This window comes from Pseudomonas fluorescens HK44 (assembly GCF_000217955.3).
GTDB classification, from domain to species: domain Bacteria; phylum Pseudomonadota; class Gammaproteobacteria; order Pseudomonadales; family Pseudomonadaceae; genus Aquipseudomonas; species Aquipseudomonas fluorescens_AQ.
Genome location: NZ_AFOY02000012.1, coordinates 40251 through 56485 on the forward strand (window position 1 = coordinate 40251; position 16235 = coordinate 56485).

Consider the following 16235-nt stretch of genomic DNA (forward strand, 5'->3'; position numbering starts at 1 on the left):
ATATTGAAATAACTAACGCCTGCGAAACTATTTTCGCAGGCGTTAGTGTCTGGATTTTAGCCCGTATTAAAAAGTACCGAACCAGGTCCCATCAGGGATTTACAATATTGGCATAGGCTTTGGCCAGCGCCAGCAGTTTGGCTTGGTCATCGGCGTCAATGTCGCCATCACCGTCCACATCCTTGTTAACAGTCGTGATATTGAAGGATCGACCGCTATCACTGGAGACCGCGGTGATGAAAATCGAATCCACCAGTGTTTCGATCTGCACTTCATTCTCCGCATCCCAGCCCGGTTCTTTTCGTGCTAGTTGCATCGAAACTTGTGCTTCCTGTGGACTGATGATGGTCGGTGCCAGCAGTTGTAGAAAAATGCCGCGTTGATTAAAGAAAGACATTGTTAAATCCTTTTAATGGTTGTCCTATAGGGTGTTGCGTGTGCCAAGGATAATACGGGAAACTTTTATCGGATGACCAATGGTTATATGTTTCTCGTTTTTACGCTTATTGGTTGTCTGGCAAGTAGTTATATAAAACAGATAGGGGTTTAACTTGGCAGCTTTCGCTAAAGCTGCCGAACGGCACTGGCCTGACAGCGAATCTTTAGATACTGTACGGGTATACAGTCTTGAGGGTTTTCCCAATGTTCACGCCCTTGCCACCTCGTGGACGCGGGACCGCCAGCAACCCGCACAATCGCTTTGCACCGAACCGCTCGGTGGCCGAAGACGATGGCTGGTACCAGGAAGCACCGCTGACCCAGGGCACCGAGGTGCGTATCGAGACGGCGAAAACCATCATCACCCGCAACAACTCGCCCGACCTGCCCTTCGATCGCTCGATCAATCCCTATCGAGGTTGCGAGCACGGCTGCATTTACTGTTATGCACGACCCAGTCATGCCTATTGGGACCTGTCGCCCGGGCTGGATTTCGAAACGAAGCTGATCGCCAAAAGTAACGCTGCCGACGTGTTGGAGCAGCAACTTTCCAAGCGTGGTTATCAGTGTGCGCCGATCAACCTGGGCTCCAACACCGATCCCTATCAGCCGATTGAGCGCGAACACAAAATCACCCGGCGAATTCTCCAGGTGCTGCTGCGTTACCGGCATCCGGTGACGATTATCACCAAGGGCTCGCTGATTCTTCGCGATCTGGATCTGCTCAGTGAGTTGGCCGAGCAGCGGCTGGTGGCGGTGATGATCAGCCTGACTAGCCTCGACGACGAGCTCAAGCGCATCCTTGAGCCGCGAACGCCCGCCCCGAAGGCGCGGTTGCGGGCGATTCGGGTCATGCGTGAGGCCGCGATTCCAGTGGGCGTTTTGTGTTCGCCGATGATCCCGATGATCAACGACAGTGAACTGGAAAGCCTGCTGACCGAAGCCCATGCGGCCGGCGCGCAGAGTGCGGCTTACATGATGTTGCGCCTGCCGCTGGAAGTGGCACCGTTGTTCGAGGAGTGGCTGGCGGCCCACTATCCGCAGCGTGCAGCCCATGTATTGAGCTTGATCCGGCAAAGCCGCGGTGGTGAACTGTATGACAGTCGCTTTGGCGCTCGCATGCGCGGCGAAGGACCGTTCGCCGATCTGTTGGCGCAACGCTTCGCCAAAACAATAAAACGTCTTGGGCTCAATCAACGTGAAGGCTTCAACCTGGACTGCACAGCCTTTTGTCCGCCCGGTGCTCAAATGTCGTTGCTTTAGCAACAATTGGCCTATGGTTGAGTAGTGGAGAACGCTGGGTGTTGGTACGCTGGTCACGTTTTTTGTGGCCTGCAACACGGGTTCTAGAGCGGTTTATTCAGTTTGATTTAAGTTTCGGTGGTTACCTTGTTCATCGAGTGACTGGATGGTCACTGATCGGTGATCTGGATGTTTTCTAACCAGTCGCTGGCTTTATCCCAGGTAAATCGGGAAAATTTCCCTACTCCGTCAAAGAGGATGAATCATGAGTGACAAGGATAAACAGCCGTTGGCTGCGTCGGCTTCCGCCCTCCCTGTGGCTGAAAGCGCCGATGCAGCGCTGCAGCATATCGTTGACGGCTTTTTACACTTCCACCACGAGGTCTTCCCGCAACAGGAAGAACTCTTCAAGAAACTCGCCACGGCTCAGCAGCCCAGAGCGATGTTCATTGCGTGCGCGGACTCTCGCATCGTTCCCGAATTGATTACCCAAAGCGCTCCCGGCGATCTGTTTGTCACCCGCAACGTTGGCAACGTAGTGCCGCCCTATGGCCAGATGAACGGCGGGGTTTCCACGGCCATTGAATACGCGGTGCTGGCCCTTGGCGTGCAGCACATCATTATTTGCGGACACTCCGATTGCGGCGCCATGCGGGCTGTACTCAATCCGCAAAGCCTGGAAAAAATGCCCACAGTCAAAGCCTGGCTGCGTCACGCCGAAGTGGCAAAAACCATGGTCCAGGAGAACTGCCATTGCGCTGACGAAAACGAAAGCATGCAGGTGCTTACCGAAGAAAACGTCATCGCCCAGTTGCAGCATTTGCGCACTCACCCTTCAGTGGCCTCGCGCATGGCCAACGGTCAGCTGTTTATCCATGGCTGGGTCTACAGCATCGAAACCAGCGAAATCAAAGCCTACGACGCGGATAAGGGCTGCTTCCTGCCTCTGGACGGCAGTCATCCGATTCCCGTGGCGACACCTAAAGCGCGCTTCTAATTCCTCCTAAACACCTTGTCTGGTCAGGCCAGGGGGGCTATTCCGGCGGGCGCGACGGTGCATGTGCCGCTCAATAATTTGAGTTACATCGACCACTCATGTCTGGAGTTGCTTGAGGAATGGGGGCGGGCCAATGCGGCGAAGGGGTCGAAGCTATTGATTGAAGCGCCGGCTGGAGGGGCGATTGCGGACGACCGTGGGAGTGGGGTCTTAGTGATGCGCTGACTGTGGCGAGCGGGCTTGTCGGAACGCCGCACCGCCCCGTTCTGTTACGCAGCAGCCGCAAACCTGTGCGTGCAGATATCAGGAGAAGCGAGGGCCGCTTCGCGGCCCAAAGGGGCGGTGCGGCGTTCCGACAAGCCCCCTCGCCACAGGGGTGTGTTCAGACTCAGGCAGCCGGCTGATCCAGTTCCAGGCCTACGCCCAGCTGGCGCGACAGGCATGGCCAGCGCTTCCAGGCGGCACCGGTGTCCGGGCTGTTGAGTTTTTCCCGGTAGGCTTCGACGGACTCCAGCGCGAAGCTTTCTTCGTTCAGCATCTCATCAACGGCGTGATGCACGGCCTCATCCAGTTGATTGGCGAAGTCCTCGCCGATCAGTTGGTGGGCAATCAGGTTGGCGACAGTCATGTCCAATGGGATCAGTGGCTGGCCGAAATGTTTGATGTAGAGGTCGTTAACCTCTTCTACCAGGCGATGTGCCAGGTAGGCTTCGTCCAGCAGGCCATCCAGGCCTTCGTGACCGGCCATGATTGCCGGTGGCTGGAGGAAGAACTGCTCGGCGATTTTCAGCACCGGTTTGATCTGCGACTCGATCCCCGCTTCGCGCGCTACCTCATTGGCGGCGTCAAGCAAGTCCGGCACTTGTTCTATATAAGCGGTGACAAAACGGGTCATCACGCCCTTGGCGTCGATGTCTGGCAATTGAATGGCTGAATGCAGGTGCGGCAATTGGACTTCCAGCTGACGGGTCAGCTGACCGGTTTCGGCTTCATGTTGTTGGGCACGTTGAATCTGCTCGCGCAATGCGGCGGTGTTCATGAAAACTCCAGGAAACGAATGCAAGGAAATAGGGGAAGACATAAGTTAGCCTGCTTATACAAGTGGCTAAGACGTATTTGTCATAATTGTTTCACCTTTGATGCCACTGCGTTATATCGATTTGCCATCACCGATCCCACATCCTTCTCCATCCGTGGCCTGTGGCGCAAGTGTCAGGTGTTTCAGCTCATTTACGCCATCGCGTTGCGGGGTCGCACTCGCTGTCTATACTCGGATCTGAATGGAGTTAGCTGATGACGCCCGACTGCGTAGGCAGCAAGGCCCGGCGATTCAAGTTCGTAGTCTGAAAAAGCCGCTCCCTTGCCGTCGGTGTTAGCCGGCGGGATAACAAGAACGATAAGGGGAACCCGCAATGATGCGACATCCACATGTCTGGATGGGCCTCCTGTTGTGGTCGATTTTCGGTCAGGCGCAAGCGGCCTGGACTGTGAATATGGCGCCTGGAGCGACTGAAGTCAGTCACGCAGTATTCGATCTGCATATGACCATTTTCTGGATCTGTGTGGTGATCGGCATCATCGTTTTCGGCGTCATGTTCTGGTCGATGATGGTCCATCGGCGCTCCACCGGGCAGGTGGCCGCAAAATTCCATGAAAGTACGACGGTCGAGATTCTCTGGACCGTGGTGCCTTTCATCATTCTGGTGGCCATGGCCGTCCCGGCGACCGCGACTCTGATCAAGATGTACGACACCAGTGAGCCGGATATCGATATCCAGATCACCGGTTATCAGTGGAAGTGGCATTACAAATACCTGGGTCAGGACGTCGAGTTCTTCAGCAACCTGGCCACCCCGCAAGAGCAAATCCACAACAAGAGCGCCAAAGGCGAAAATTACCTGCTGGAAGTGGATCAGCCGCTGGTGCTGCCGACCGGTGCCAAGGTGCGCTTTCTGGTGACCTCTGCCGACGTTATCCACTCGTGGTGGGTGCCGGCGTTTGCGGTCAAGCGCGATGCGATTCCCGGGTTCGTCAACGAAGCCTGGACCCGCGTAGACAAGCCCGGCATCTACCGTGGCCAGTGCGCCGAATTGTGCGGCAAGGACCATGGCTTCATGCCGATTGTGGTCGATGTCAAAACCCAGGCCGACTACGACACCTGGCTGACCGAGCGCAAAGCCGATGCCGCCAAGCTCAAGGAGCTGACCAGCAAAGAGTGGACCTTGGACGAGCTGAAGGAGCGTGGCGACAAGATTTATCACACCACCTGCGCTGCCTGTCACCAGCCTGAAGGCCAGGGTATGCCACCGCTGTTCCCGGCACTCAAAGGTTCGCCCATCGCGACCGGGCCAATAGAGGACCACCTGCACCGTGTGTTTTTCGGCAAACCCGGCACCGCCATGGCGGCATTCGGCAAACAGCTGTCGGAAGTCGATATCGCCGCCGTCGTAACCTACGAGCGAAATGCCTGGGGCAACAACAAAGGCGACATGGTCACCCCTAAAGACGTACTGGCCCTCAAACAGGCGGCAAGCAAATGACCCGGTCTATTGCGTGTTCCCTTGAACGCTTGGGGCTAACCACCCCGAGCCGCCCAGCCCACCCGTTTGCAGGAGACAGGCCATGAATGCTGTGAACGATGACCACGGTCATGCAATCGTCGACAACCATGTCCACGGTCCGGCCAAGGGCCTGATGCGCTGGGTGCTGACCACCAACCACAAAGACATCGGCACGCTGTACCTGTGGTTCAGCTTCATGATGTTCCTGCTGGGCGGCTCGTTCGCCATGGTGATTCGCGCCGAATTGTTCCAGCCCGGACTGCAGATCGTCGAACCGGCGTTCTTCAATCAGATGACCACCATGCACGGTCTGGTGATGGTCTTCGGTGCGGTGATGCCGGCGTTTGTCGGCCTCGCCAACTGGATGATCCCGCTGATGATCGGCGCGCCGGACATGGCCCTGCCGCGGATGAACAACTTCAGCTTCTGGCTGTTGCCGGCAGCGTTCCTGCTGCTGGTGTCGACGCTGTTCATGCCGGGTGGCGGACCGAACTTCGGCTGGACCTTCTACGCTCCGCTATCGACGACCTACGCACCGGAAAGCGTGACCTTCTTCATCTTTGCGATCCACCTGATGGGTATCAGTTCGATCATGGGGGCGATCAACGTGATCGCCACCATCCTCAACCTGCGTGCGCCGGGCATGACCCTGATGAAAATGCCGCTGTTCGTCTGGACCTGGCTGATCACCGCGTTCCTGTTGATCGCGGTGATGCCGGTGCTGGCGGGTTGCGTGACCATGATGCTGATGGACATCCACTTCGGCACCAGCTTTTTCAGCGCTGCCGGTGGCGGTGATCCGGTGCTGTTCCAGCACGTGTTCTGGTTCTTCGGTCACCCCGAGGTGTACATCATGATCCTGCCGGCGTTCGGTGCCGTCAGCTCGATCATTCCGACCTTCGCGCGCAAGCCACTGTTCGGCTACACCTCGATGGTCTACGCCACGGCGAGTATTGCCTTCCTGTCGTTCATCGTCTGGGCGCACCACATGTTCGTGGTCGGCATCCCGCTGGTGGGCGAGCTGTTCTTCATGTACGCGACGCTGCTGATCGCGGTGCCGACCGGGGTCAAGGTGTTCAACTGGGTCAGCACCATGTGGCAAGGCTCGCTGACTTTCGAGACGCCGATGCTGTTTGCCGTGGCGTTCGTGATCCTGTTCTCCATTGGCGGGTTCTCCGGGTTGATGCTGGCCATCGCTCCGGCGGACTTCCAGTACCAGGACACCTACTTCGTGGTCGCGCACTTCCACTACGTGCTGGTGCCGGGGGCGATCTTCGGGATCTTTGCTTCGGCCTACTACTGGATGCCGAAATGGACCGGCCACATGTATGACGAAACCCTCGGCAAGTTGCATTTCTGGCTGTCGTTCATCGGCATGAACATGGCCTTCTTCCCGATGCACTTCGTCGGGTTAGCGGGTATGCCGCGGCGGATTCCGGACTACAACCTGCAATTCGCCGACTTCAACATGGTGTCGTCGATTGGCGCGTTCACCTTCGGGGCGACGCAGATTTTCTTCCTGTTCATCGTGATCAAGACCATTCGCGGTGGCCCTGCGGCCCCGGCGAAACCTTGGGAGGGAGCAGAAGGCCTGGAGTGGAGCGTGCCGTCGCCGGCGCCGTATCACACCTTTGTCACGCCACCGGAAGTGAAATGAACGTTATAGCCGCTGAGGCCCGCCGTCATGGCTGACTCTATTTCCATGAAGAAGCTGGTCACCCGGCTGCTGTTGGTGGTGGCCAGCATGTTTGTCTTCGGGTTTGTCCTGGTACCGATTTACGACGTGATGTGCAAGGCGTTCGGCATCAACGGCAAAACCGCCGGGCAGTACGAAGGCGAGCAGGTGGTCGACACGTCGCGGCAAATCCGCGTGCAGTTTCTGTCGACCAACGCCGTGGACATGGTCTGGGAGTTTTATCCCAAGGCCGACGACATGGTGATCAATCCGGGGGCGGTGAACGAGATGATCTTCGTCGCCCGCAATCCTACCGATCACCCAATGAGCGCGCAGGCGATACCGAGCATTTCTCCAGGCGACTCAGCGGTGTATTTCCACAAGACCGAGTGCTTCTGCTTCACCCAGCAGGTGCTGCAACCCGGTGAACGAATCGAAATGCCCGTCCGTTTCATCGTTGACCGTGAGATTTCCAAGGATGTGAAGCACCTGACGCTGGCTTACACGCTGTTCGATATCACCGCACGTCATCCCCCGGTCGTGGCCAACACCAATGCCGGTCCTTGAGACGTACAAGCGTGCCCGATAAGGAGAACAATAAATGGCAACTCATGAACACTATTACGTTCCCGCCCAGAGCAAATGGCCGATCATTGCCACGATCGGCATGTTCGTCACGGTGTTTGGCCTGGCCACCTGGTTCAACGATCTCAAGGCAGCGCGCCCGGAATCCCACGGCCCGCTGATCTTTTTCGTTGGCGGTCTGTTGCTGGCCTACATGCTGTTCGGCTGGTTCGGCACGGTGATCAAGGAAAGCCGCGCGGGGTTGTATAGCTCGCAGCTCGATCGCTCGTTCCGTTGGGGCATGAGCTGGTTCATTTTCTCCGAGGTAATGTTCTTCATCGCCTTCTTCGGTGCGCTGTTCTACGTGCGCAACCTGTCCGGGCCGTGGCTCGGTGGTGAGGGCGGCAAGGGCATCGCGCACATGCTCTGGCCGAACTTCCAGTTCGCCTGGCCGCTGCTGCACACCCCTGACCCGACACTCTTCCCGCCGCCCAAGGAAGTCATTAGTCCCTGGGGCTTGCCGCTGCTGAACACGGTGTTGCTGGTGAGCTCCAGCGTCACGGTGACCATCGCCCACCATGCCTTGAAAAAGGGCCATCGCGGTGCACTGAAGCTCTGGCTGGCGCTGACGGTACTGCTGGGCTGTGCGTTCCTCAGCTTCCAGGCCAAGGAATACATCCACGCCTATCACGAGCTGGGACTGACCCTGGGCTCAGGCGTGTATGGCGCGACCTTCTTCATGCTGACCGGTTTCCACGGCGCTCACGTGACCATCGGCACGATCATCCTGTTCGTGATGCTGATGCGGATCATGCGTGGGCATTTCGATGGCGATCACCAGTTCGGCTTCGAGGCGGCCAGTTGGTATTGGCACTTCGTCGATGTGGTGTGGATTGGCCTGTTTGTCTTCGTTTACGTGCTTTGAGGCGGCACTTACCAGGGGGCGCTGGACACCAGCTGGCCGCTGAAGAATCCCCAGGCAATCAAGCCGACGGTGATGGCAGCCAGGCCGACACGAACACTCAGGGCGGTGACCAGGCGTTTTGAGCTGCTGTCGTCCTTGACCAGAAAAAACAGGCCGCTGAACAGGCTGACAACCGTGGCAATCAGCATCAGGACGATGGCTGCTTTGAGCATGGTGAGACTCCGGGGGAATGCAATGTACTTGAGTATAGCGACCCTGTTTATCTACTTTTCGGCGAAGCCATGAAACGCTTTGCGCCGGGCATCGCGCCGACCCTGGTGGTCCTCGCGCTGCTGCCGTTGCTGGTCTTTCTGGGTTTTTTGGCAATTAAGTCGGGGCGAGCAGAAACGCGTGTTGCTGGAGAGCTACGCCGAACGCCGCGTGGCTGAACCGATGGCCAGCGAACAACTGTCGAGCACACAAGACCCGGCATTCCGACGCGTTCACCTGCATGGCCAGTTCGATGCGGCCCACAGTTACCTGCTGGACAACCGCACCCGCAATGGCCGGCCAGGGGTCGAGCTGCTGCAACCCTTTCATGATCAGGCGAGCGGTCTCTGGTTATTGCTCAATCGCGGCTGGCTGCCGTGGCCGAACCGGCGCACACCGCCGGTGTTCACCACCCCCGAGCAATCGTTGAGTCTCGACGCCTGGGTGTATGTCCCCCCGGGCGCGACCTTTCAACTGCACGCCGATCCGGCGAACGCCAACTGGCCACGGCTGGTGACGGCGATCGAACCGGCCAAGCTCTGGAACGAGCTGGGCCGAACCGGGTTTGCTTACGAATTACGTGAAGAGGCCGGGCCGGCATCTTATGTGGTTGATTGGCCGGTCGTGGCCATGGGGCCGGAAAAACACCTCGGTTATGCCGTGCAGTGGTTCGCCATGGCGCTCGCGCTGTTCGGTCTTTATCTCTATTTCGGATGGCACAACGCAAAGGAGAAACAGCATGGGAGCGGCCATGAGTCCACCCAACATGTCTGAGGCGCAGGCACCACATCGTCGTCGTGGGCGCTGGCAGCTGGTGCTGATCCTGCTGATGGTGATTGGTCCGATGATCCTCGCCACCGGCATGTACAAGTTGCAGTTCTGGGTGCCGGAAGGTCGCAGCTATCACGGTGAACTGATCGGCAACGGTCAGAGCCGTGCCGACCTGGGGGTGCAGGCGGACGAAGACCGCTGGCAGATGCTGGTGACCGCACCGCAGGACTGCTCGGTCGATTGTCAGCAGTTGGTGTACCTGGCCCGGCAGATTCAGGTCGCTCTGGGCCCCGATGCCTCGCGTGCCAGCCATGCTTTGGCCGTCGCCCAACCCTTGAGCGCGGATTATGAGGCCAAGCTCAAGCTCGAATACCCGCAGTTGCAACGTTATCCACTGGACCTTTCGACCTACACTAAAAATGTTCAGGGCAAAGGCTCGGCGCAGCTCTGGATCATCGATCCGCACGGCAATCTGGTGCTGCGCTTCGACCCCAGCGTCAAAGGCAAGGACCTGCTCAACGACCTGCGCCACCTGCTGAAACTGTCGAACATCGGATAAGGGCATCGTCATGGCCAAACCTGGATTTCGCCTCGCGCTGTTTGCCACCTTGTTGGCACTGATTGTCGTCTTGCTGGGGGCCTATACCCGGCTGACCCACGCCGGCCTTGGTTGCCCGGACTGGCCGGGTTGCTACGGGTTTATCAGCGTGCCGAAGAGTGAAGCCCAACTGGCCCATGCCGAGCTGCATTTTCCGGACACCCCGGTGGTTGCCCACAAGGGCTGGAACGAGATGATTCACCGCTATTTCGCCGGCACGCTTGGTTTGCTGATTGTGTTGCTGGCGGCGCGTGCCTGGACTCATCGCCATCATCTGGACCAACCCCTGAAGCTGCCGTTGTTCTTGCTGGCGGTGGTGTTTGCCCAAGCGGCCTTTGGCATGTGGACGGTCACCCTCAAGCTTTGGCCGCAGGTGGTGACGGGGCATTTGCTCGGTGGCTTTGCGACCTTGAGCCTGCTGTTTCTGCTGACCTTGCGCTTGTCTGGCGTGTTACCGGCGCTGATCGTGCCGCGACGCTTGCAGTATTGGGCGACGGCCGGGTTGTTGCTGGTGATCGGGCAAATCGCTCTCGGCGGCTGGGTCAGCGCCAACTACGCAGCCGTGGCCTGTATCGACTTCCCCACTTGTCACGGCCAATGGTTGCCACCGGCTGATTTCGCCAATGGCTTTCACCTGACTCAACACATCGGCCCCAACTACCTCGGCGGGCAACTCGACAGCGATGCGCGCACGGCGATTCACCTGACTCACCGCATTGGCGCTTTGCTGGTCACATTGGTGCTGCTGGGGCTGGCCTGGCAGCTCAAGGTCGTCGGCATGACCCGACTCGCCGGGTTGGTGCTGGGGGCGTTGGCGGTGCAGATCACCCTGGGCATCAGCAATGTGTTGTTTCACCTGCCGTTGCCGGTGGCCGTTGCCCATAACGCGGGCGGTGCGGCGCTGTTGCTGACGATGGTGCTGGTCAACTATCACGCACGAACCAGCCTGGTTCGAGTCAGGCAGCAGGCACCCGGGCGCTGGCGCTTCAGCCCGCGTAAACACACGGCCGGGCCGATAACAATAAAAGGAGAAATGCCATGGCGACTCTGATCGGCGAACGTCGCAGCCAAGCGATCTGGCGCGACTATCTGGAGCTGACCAAGCCGAAAGTCGTGGTGTTGATGCTGATCACGTCGCTGGTCGGTATGTTCCTCGCCACGCGTGCCGGGGTGCCGTGGACGGTGCTGGTGTTTGGCAACTTGGGGATCGGCCTGTGCGCGGGCGGCGCGGCGGCGGTCAATCATGTGGTGGACCGGCGCATCGACGCGGTGATGGCGCGCACGCACAAGCGGCCATTGGCCGAAGGCCGGGTTTCACCGATCGCCGCATTGACCTTCGCACTGCTGCTGGCGGTGGCCGGGCAAGCCTTGTTACTGGCCTTTACCAACCCGCTGACAGCGTGGCTGACCCTCGCCTCGCTGCTGGGCTATGCGGTGGTCTACACCGGTTTTCTCAAGCGGGCGACGCCGCAGAATATCGTTATTGGCGGGCTGGCCGGTGCCGCACCGCCACTGTTGGGCTGGGTCGCCGCCACCGGGCATGTCAGCGCCGAACCGCTGCTGCTGGTGCTGATTATCTTTGCCTGGACCCCGCCACACTTCTGGGCGCTGGCGATTCATCGCAAGGAGGAGTACGCCAAGGCCGATATCCCCATGCTGCCGGTGACCCACGGCGAGCATTACACCAAGATCCACATCCTGCTTTACACCTTTGCCCTGCTGGCCGTGAGCTTGATGCCCTATGTCATTCACATGAGCGGCTTGCTGTACCTGGTTTGCGCCCTGGGACTGGGTGCGAGGTTTCTGCAATGGGCCGTGGTGCTGTACCGTGGCACTCAGCCGCACGCGGCGATCAACACCTTCAAGTACTCTATTTATTACTTGTTCCTGCTGTTTATCGCCCTGCTCGTAGACCACTACTTATTGTTGAACCTATGACCCGAACCCAGAAAACCGTCTTCATTCTTGTTGCCCTGATCGCGCTGGTCCTGGGGCTTACCGTCAACAAAGTACTGTCTGGCAAAGGCCAGGGCGATCCGACTGCGCTGATCGACGCCGGGATCATCCTGTTGCCGCAAAGCCGCAACCTGCCGGATGTGCAGATGACCAACCAGGACGGCCAACCAGTCACGATCAACGCCTTGAAAGGTAAGTGGAGCCTGCTGTTCTTTGGTTACACCTTCTGCCCGGACATCTGCCCGACCACCCTGGCGCAACTGCGGCAGATCAAGAGTGAGTTGCCAGCGGACGCGGTCGACAAGTTGCAGATCATTCTGGTCAGCGTCGACCCGAACCGCGACACCCCCAAGCAGCTCAAGCAGTACCTGGGCTACTTCGACCCGCAGTTTGTCGGCCTGACGCCGGCTTCGGTCGAAGACCTGCAAAAAGTCGCCAATGCGGTGAGCATTCCGTTCATTCCGGCGGACACCAGCAAACCCAACTACACCGTCGACCACAGCGGCAACCTGGCAGTGATCGGGCCGGACGGCACACAGCGCGGGTTCATTCGTGCACCGTTGAACAACACGAAACTGGTGGCCCAGTTGCCGGTGATGCTCAAGCGTCAATAACACTGCAAATCCTAATGTGGGAGCGAGCCTGCTCGCGATGGGGCCATCACTGCCAACATCGATCTTGAATGTCAGTCCGCTATCGTCGGAACGCCGCCCGGAGCGGGCTCGCTCCCACAAGGTCAGTGTTTCAGGCATAAAAAAACGGGGACACAGTGATTGTGTCCCCGTTTTGTTTTACATCAGCAGATCAGAACGCCGGCAATACCGCGCCTTTGTACTTCTCCAGAATGAATGCCTTCACTTCCGGGCTGTGCAGCGCAGCAACCAGTTTTTTCATCGCGTCGCTGTCCTTGTCGTCTTCGCGGGCGACCAGGATATTCACGTAAGGCGAGTCCTTGCCTTCGATGAACAGCGCGTCCTTGGACGGATCGAGCTTGGCTTCCAGCGCGTAGTTGGTGTTGATCAGCGCCAGGTCGACCTGGGTCAGCACGCGCGGGATGGTCGCAGCTTCCAGTTCACGGAATTTCAGGCCTTTGGTGTTCTCGGTGATGTCCTTGACGGTCGACAGGATGTTGTTCGAATCCTTCAACTTGATCAGGCCGGCCTTTTCCAGCAGCAACAGCGCACGGCCGCCGTTGGTGGCATCGTTCGGGATCACCACGTTGGCGCTGCCTGGCAGTTCGGCAAGGGTCTTGTACTTGTTGGAGTACGCGCCCAGCGGCTCCAGGTGTACACCGGCAACGCTCACCAGGTGTGTGCCCTTGGCCTTGTTGAACTCATCGAGGTACGGCTGGTGCTGGAAGAAGTTGGCGTCCAGGCGTTTCTCGGCAACCTGTACGTTCGGCTGCACGTAGTCGGTGAACACCTTGACCTTGAGGTCGACGCCTTCTTTGGCCAGTGCCGGCTTCACGAACTCGAGGATTTCCGCGTGCGGAACCGGGGTGGCAGCGACGGTCAGGGTTTCAGCGGCCTGAGCGGAGAACGCTGCAACGGCAGCGAACGCGGCGAGTAGTTTTTTCATCCAGCAAACTCCTTGTGAGGCGCCCATTCGAGCGCCTGCCAGCCGTGGCCGGCGATTGCATTTATTTTCGGGAAAAGTGCACCACCAGCTTATCGCCGACGGTTTGCAGAACCTGGACCAACACCAGCAGCAACACCACGGTCACCACCATCACGTCAGTCTGGAAGCGTTGGTAACCGAAGCGAATGGCCAGGTCACCCAAACCACCGGCACCGACCACACCGGCCATCGCCGTGTAGGACACCAGCGTAATCGCGGTCACCGTGATCGCAGCGAAAATGCCCGGGCGGGCTTCCGGCAGCAGCGCGTTGACGATGATCTGGCGGGTCGTCGCGCCCATGGCCTGGGTCGCTTCGATGATGCCGCGATCGACTTCACGCAGTGCGGTTTCCACCAGACGGGCGAAGAACGGCGTAGCGCCGACTACCAGCGGCGGAATCGCACCGCCGACGCCCAGCGAGGTGCCGGTGATCAGTACGGTGAACGGGATCATCACGATCAGCAGAATGATGAACGGCAGCGAACGCAGGATATTCACGATCAGCGACAGCAGCGCGTAAACGCCTTTGGCTTCGAGCAACTGGCGCGGGCTGCACAGAAACAGCAACACGCCCAGCGGCAGGCCGAGCAGTACGGTGAACAACAGCGAACCGCCAAGCATCAGCAAGGTGTCGCCGGTGGCCAGCCAGATTTCGAACCAGTCGATATTGGCGAAGAAACTCATCAGGGCTTCCATTAACGCAGCACCTCCATGTGGACGTCAGCCGCGGTGAAGCGGGCAAACGCCGCGTCCATGTCGCCGCCGGTGACCGCCAGGGTCAATTGCCCGTAGGGGACGTCTTTGATGCGGTCGATACGACCGGCGAGGATGCTGTAGTCCACTCCCGTTTCGCGGGCGACGGTGCCCAGCAACGGCGCGTAGGTGGCGTCGCCCTGGAAGGTCAGGCGCACGATACGGCCCGGCACGTGAGCGAAGTCGTCGCGCTGTTCGCTTTCGTCGATTTGCTCGTCTTCCTGCACGAAACGCTTGGTGGTCGGGTGCTTGGGGTGCAAGAACACGTCGGCCACCGGACCTTGCTCGACGATCACGCCAGCGTCCATCACCGCGACCTGGTCGCAGACCCGGCGAATCACGTCCATTTCATGGGTGATCAGCACGATGGTCAGGTTCAGCTCACGGTTGATCTCGGCCAACAGTTGCAGGACCGACGCGGTGGTTTGCGGATCGAGGGCGCTGGTGGCTTCGTCACACAGCAGGATTTTCGGCTTGGTCGCCAGGGCGCGGGCGATGCCGACGCGCTGCTTCTGGCCACCGGACAGCTGCGCCGGGTACTTTTTTGCGTGGTCGGCCAGGCCGACACGCGCCAGCAACTCGGCCACTCGCAGGTCGATCTCGCTGCGCGACAATTCACCGGCCAGGGTCAACGGCAGCGCGACGTTGTCGGCAACCGTCTTGGAGGCCAGCAGGTTGAAGTGCTGGAAGATCATCCCGACTTGCTGACGGAAGCGGCGCAGCGCATTGGCGTCCAGCGCGGTGACTTCTTCGCCATCGACGATGATCTTGCCGCCGCTGGAGTTTTCCAGGCGGTTGATCAGACGCAACAGGGTGCTTTTTCCCGCGCCGGAGTGACCGATCAGGCCAAACACCTGACCGTTCTCAATCGACAGATTGGTGGGGTGCAGCGCGGGAATATCCTTACCGGCAACGCGGTAAGTTTTATGGACGTTTTGAAACTCGATCACGTAGCGAACCTTGTGGGGCGCGTTGGAAAAGGGTCAGCGGTTAGCCGGGCGGGCATTTTAGCCTGTCCGTATAGAGGTTCTTAGCATTTATTTCGCATTCACCCAGTCATTTGGAAATAACGCGATAAGCCAGGAAGAACAAAAGATCGCAGCCTCCAACAGCTCTTACAGTCCGATGTAGGCGCTGCGAAGACTGCGATCTTCTCTTTTACGGTTTATGCGGCGTCAGAACCATCTGTGCCGGAACATTGCGCAGAATCTGCCGTTCGATCTTCAGGTCGAAGTCGGCGTCCAGCTTCTTCACCCGTTTGGTCAGCAGCGTGGCCAGCCACGGGTAATCTTCGGTGCGCGGCGCCTGAATGCTGACGTCGCACTCATAACTCACCACATCGCTGGCAATCGCATCGAGTTGCCGACGCAATTGCTTGCTATCGGCGATGTTCAGCGCAACGGTGGTGCTCTCGGCCGTTGGGTCGATGATCTTGGCGACACGCTTGGCTTCGGCGGCTTTGAGGGCTGCCTCGGCCTGGTCCAGTTCGGCTTTGCGCGCGTGACTAATGGCGTTGTTGACGCCACCGGTCAGCGCCGGGGCTTTGGGCATCAACGCACGGGCTCGGCTCAGGGCCGTGGCGGCGGCATTCACGTCGCCTTTTTGCAGAACGATCTGGCTGCGTTGCAAATAGGCTTCAGCGAGTTGCCGTTGATATTGCTCCAGCGACTGATCGTTGGGCGATTCGGCCTGCAAGGCGGCCAATTGATCCTCAGCGGTGGCCAACTCACTGCTGGCCAGGCTTTGCTCCAGCTGCGCGATCGCCGTAGCCCGTGCGTCAGGAACTTCAGGGGCTGGCGGCGTGCTTTGGCAGGCGCCAAGTAGCAGCGAAAATGCAACAAGGAGCAGATAACGGGAGGCGAACGGCTTCATTCCTGCGACTCTCTGA

Annotated in this window: 17 protein-coding genes and 2 pseudogenes; 12 read left to right on the plus strand and 7 right to left on the minus strand. The window is 58.9% G+C overall.

Features of this window, described 5'->3' with window-relative positions; all coding sequences use genetic code 11:
• Nucleotides 1-91 precede the first annotated feature (91 nt).
• Nucleotides 92-397: a hypothetical protein gene (locus HK44_RS11680; protein ID WP_019694458.1), complete on the minus strand. Its 306-nt coding sequence runs from the start codon at nucleotides 395-397 to the stop codon at nucleotides 92-94.
• Nucleotides 398-642: 245 nt separating this feature from the next.
• Here HK44_RS11680 and HK44_RS11685 point away from each other — a divergent pair, with 245 nt between their 5' ends.
• The 3 genes and pseudogenes from HK44_RS11685 to HK44_RS11695 form a co-directional block, all read left to right on the plus strand.
• On the plus strand, nucleotides 643-1701 hold the full coding sequence (locus HK44_RS11685; protein WP_019694459.1) for a PA0069 family radical SAM protein: 1059 nt from the start codon (nucleotides 643-645) through the stop codon (nucleotides 1699-1701).
• Between the two features lie 244 nt (nucleotides 1702-1945).
• Nucleotides 1946-2677, plus strand: coding sequence for a carbonic anhydrase (locus HK44_RS11690; protein WP_019694460.1), 732 nt, complete (start codon nucleotides 1946-1948; stop codon nucleotides 2675-2677).
• Between the two features lie 24 nt (nucleotides 2678-2701).
• Nucleotides 2702-2891: pseudogene (locus tag HK44_RS11695) on the plus strand (SulP family inorganic anion transporter); the annotation flags it as partial.
• A gap of 174 nt (nucleotides 2892-3065) precedes the next feature.
• Here HK44_RS11695 and HK44_RS11700 read toward each other — a convergent pair.
• Nucleotides 3066-3716, minus strand: a complete 651-nt coding sequence (locus tag HK44_RS11700; protein WP_019694461.1) for a hypothetical protein — start codon at nucleotides 3714-3716, stop codon at nucleotides 3066-3068.
• A 373-nt stretch (nucleotides 3717-4089) separates the two neighbouring features.
• Between HK44_RS11700 and coxB the strand changes: the two genes are divergently transcribed.
• From coxB to HK44_RS11720, 4 genes are all read left to right on the plus strand, one after another.
• The gene (gene coxB, locus HK44_RS11705; protein WP_019694462.1) at nucleotides 4090-5217 is read left to right on the plus strand and encodes a cytochrome c oxidase subunit II; all 1128 of its coding nucleotides are present in this window, start codon (nucleotides 4090-4092) and stop codon (nucleotides 5215-5217) included.
• Between the two features lie 82 nt (nucleotides 5218-5299).
• Nucleotides 5300-6895, plus strand: a complete 1596-nt coding sequence (gene ctaD, locus HK44_RS11710; RefSeq protein WP_019694463.1) for a cytochrome c oxidase subunit I — start codon at nucleotides 5300-5302, stop codon at nucleotides 6893-6895.
• Between the two features lie 27 nt (nucleotides 6896-6922).
• On the plus strand, nucleotides 6923-7480 hold the full coding sequence (locus tag HK44_RS11715) for a cytochrome c oxidase assembly protein (RefSeq protein ID WP_019694464.1): 558 nt from the start codon (nucleotides 6923-6925) through the stop codon (nucleotides 7478-7480).
• A 34-nt stretch (nucleotides 7481-7514) separates the two neighbouring features.
• A complete protein-coding gene (locus HK44_RS11720; RefSeq protein WP_019694465.1) occupies nucleotides 7515-8402 on the plus strand; it encodes a cytochrome c oxidase subunit 3 in 888 nt (295 codons plus the stop codon).
• An 8-nt stretch (nucleotides 8403-8410) separates the two neighbouring features.
• Here HK44_RS11720 and HK44_RS11725 read toward each other — a convergent pair whose 3' ends face one another.
• Nucleotides 8411-8614, minus strand: coding sequence for a twin transmembrane helix small protein (locus HK44_RS11725; protein WP_019694466.1), 204 nt, complete (start codon nucleotides 8612-8614; stop codon nucleotides 8411-8413).
• Nucleotides 8615-8683: 69 nt separating this feature from the next.
• Here HK44_RS11725 and HK44_RS11730 point away from each other — a divergent pair.
• The 5 genes and pseudogenes from HK44_RS11730 to HK44_RS11750 all read left to right on the plus strand — a co-directional run bounded on the left by HK44_RS11730 (nucleotide 8684) and on the right by HK44_RS11750 (nucleotide 12590).
• A pseudogene (locus HK44_RS11730) lies at nucleotides 8684-9425 on the plus strand (SURF1 family protein).
• Nucleotides 9391-9981 (plus strand): hypothetical protein, encoded by a 591-nt coding sequence (locus tag HK44_RS11735; protein ID WP_031319422.1) that lies wholly within the window; start codon nucleotides 9391-9393, stop codon nucleotides 9979-9981. Before HK44_RS11730 ends, HK44_RS11735 begins: the two are co-directional and overlap by 35 nt.
• Before the next feature lie 10 nt (nucleotides 9982-9991).
• Nucleotides 9992-11071, plus strand: a complete 1080-nt coding sequence (locus HK44_RS11740) for a COX15/CtaA family protein (RefSeq protein ID WP_019694468.1) — start codon at nucleotides 9992-9994, stop codon at nucleotides 11069-11071.
• Nucleotides 11059-11958, plus strand: a complete 900-nt coding sequence (gene cyoE, locus HK44_RS11745) for a heme o synthase (RefSeq protein WP_019694469.1) — start codon at nucleotides 11059-11061, stop codon at nucleotides 11956-11958. The genes HK44_RS11740 and cyoE overlap by 13 nt, the downstream gene beginning before the upstream one ends.
• The gene (locus HK44_RS11750; RefSeq protein ID WP_019694470.1) at nucleotides 11955-12590 is read left to right on the plus strand and encodes an SCO family protein; all 636 of its coding nucleotides are present in this window, start codon (nucleotides 11955-11957) and stop codon (nucleotides 12588-12590) included. The genes cyoE and HK44_RS11750 overlap by 4 nt, the downstream gene beginning before the upstream one ends.
• A gap of 190 nt (nucleotides 12591-12780) precedes the next feature.
• Here the strand turns inward: HK44_RS11750 and HK44_RS11755 are convergent, their stop codons facing one another.
• From HK44_RS11755 to HK44_RS11770, 4 genes are all read right to left on the minus strand, one after another.
• Complete coding sequence (locus HK44_RS11755; RefSeq protein ID WP_019694471.1) at nucleotides 12781-13554, minus strand: MetQ/NlpA family ABC transporter substrate-binding protein; 774 nt, start codon at nucleotides 13552-13554, stop codon at nucleotides 12781-12783.
• Between the two features lie 61 nt (nucleotides 13555-13615).
• Complete coding sequence (locus tag HK44_RS11760; RefSeq protein ID WP_019694472.1) at nucleotides 13616-14290, minus strand: methionine ABC transporter permease; 675 nt, start codon at nucleotides 14288-14290, stop codon at nucleotides 13616-13618.
• The gene (locus HK44_RS11765; RefSeq protein WP_019694473.1) at nucleotides 14290-15297 is read right to left on the minus strand and encodes a methionine ABC transporter ATP-binding protein; all 1008 of its coding nucleotides are present in this window, start codon (nucleotides 15295-15297) and stop codon (nucleotides 14290-14292) included. Before HK44_RS11765 ends, HK44_RS11760 begins: the two co-directional genes overlap by 1 nt.
• Before the next feature lie 208 nt (nucleotides 15298-15505).
• Nucleotides 15506-16219: a PA5502 family lipoprotein gene (locus HK44_RS11770; RefSeq protein ID WP_019694474.1), complete on the minus strand. Its 714-nt coding sequence runs from the start codon at nucleotides 16217-16219 to the stop codon at nucleotides 15506-15508.
• Between the last annotated feature and the right edge of the window lie 16 nt (nucleotides 16220-16235).

Coding starts and splice junctions, on each gene's coding strand:
- HK44_RS11680 (WP_019694458.1), bottom strand. CDS start 397: ATGTCTTTCTTTAATCAACGCGGCATTTTTCTACAACTGCTGGCACCG.
- HK44_RS11685 (WP_019694459.1), top strand. CDS start 643: ATGTTCACGCCCTTGCCACCTCGTGGACGCGGGACCGCCAGCAACCCG.
- HK44_RS11690 (WP_019694460.1), top strand. CDS start 1,946: ATGAGTGACAAGGATAAACAGCCGTTGGCTGCGTCGGCTTCCGCCCTC.
- HK44_RS11700 (WP_019694461.1), bottom strand. CDS start 3,716: ATGAACACCGCCGCATTGCGCGAGCAGATTCAACGTGCCCAACAACAT.
- coxB (WP_019694462.1), top strand. CDS start 4,090: ATGATGCGACATCCACATGTCTGGATGGGCCTCCTGTTGTGGTCGATT.
- ctaD (WP_019694463.1), top strand. CDS start 5,300: ATGAATGCTGTGAACGATGACCACGGTCATGCAATCGTCGACAACCAT.
- HK44_RS11715 (WP_019694464.1), top strand. CDS start 6,923: ATGGCTGACTCTATTTCCATGAAGAAGCTGGTCACCCGGCTGCTGTTG.
- HK44_RS11720 (WP_019694465.1), top strand. CDS start 7,515: ATGGCAACTCATGAACACTATTACGTTCCCGCCCAGAGCAAATGGCCG.
- HK44_RS11725 (WP_019694466.1), bottom strand. CDS start 8,614: ATGCTCAAAGCAGCCATCGTCCTGATGCTGATTGCCACGGTTGTCAGC.
- HK44_RS11735 (WP_031319422.1), top strand. CDS start 9,391: ATGGGAGCGGCCATGAGTCCACCCAACATGTCTGAGGCGCAGGCACCA.
- HK44_RS11740 (WP_019694468.1), top strand. CDS start 9,992: ATGGCCAAACCTGGATTTCGCCTCGCGCTGTTTGCCACCTTGTTGGCA.
- cyoE (WP_019694469.1), top strand. CDS start 11,059: ATGGCGACTCTGATCGGCGAACGTCGCAGCCAAGCGATCTGGCGCGAC.
- HK44_RS11750 (WP_019694470.1), top strand. CDS start 11,955: ATGACCCGAACCCAGAAAACCGTCTTCATTCTTGTTGCCCTGATCGCG.
- HK44_RS11755 (WP_019694471.1), bottom strand. CDS start 13,554: ATGAAAAAACTACTCGCCGCGTTCGCTGCCGTTGCAGCGTTCTCCGCT.
- HK44_RS11760 (WP_019694472.1), bottom strand. CDS start 14,290: ATGGAAGCCCTGATGAGTTTCTTCGCCAATATCGACTGGTTCGAAATC.
- HK44_RS11770 (WP_019694474.1), bottom strand. CDS start 16,219: ATGAAGCCGTTCGCCTCCCGTTATCTGCTCCTTGTTGCATTTTCGCTG.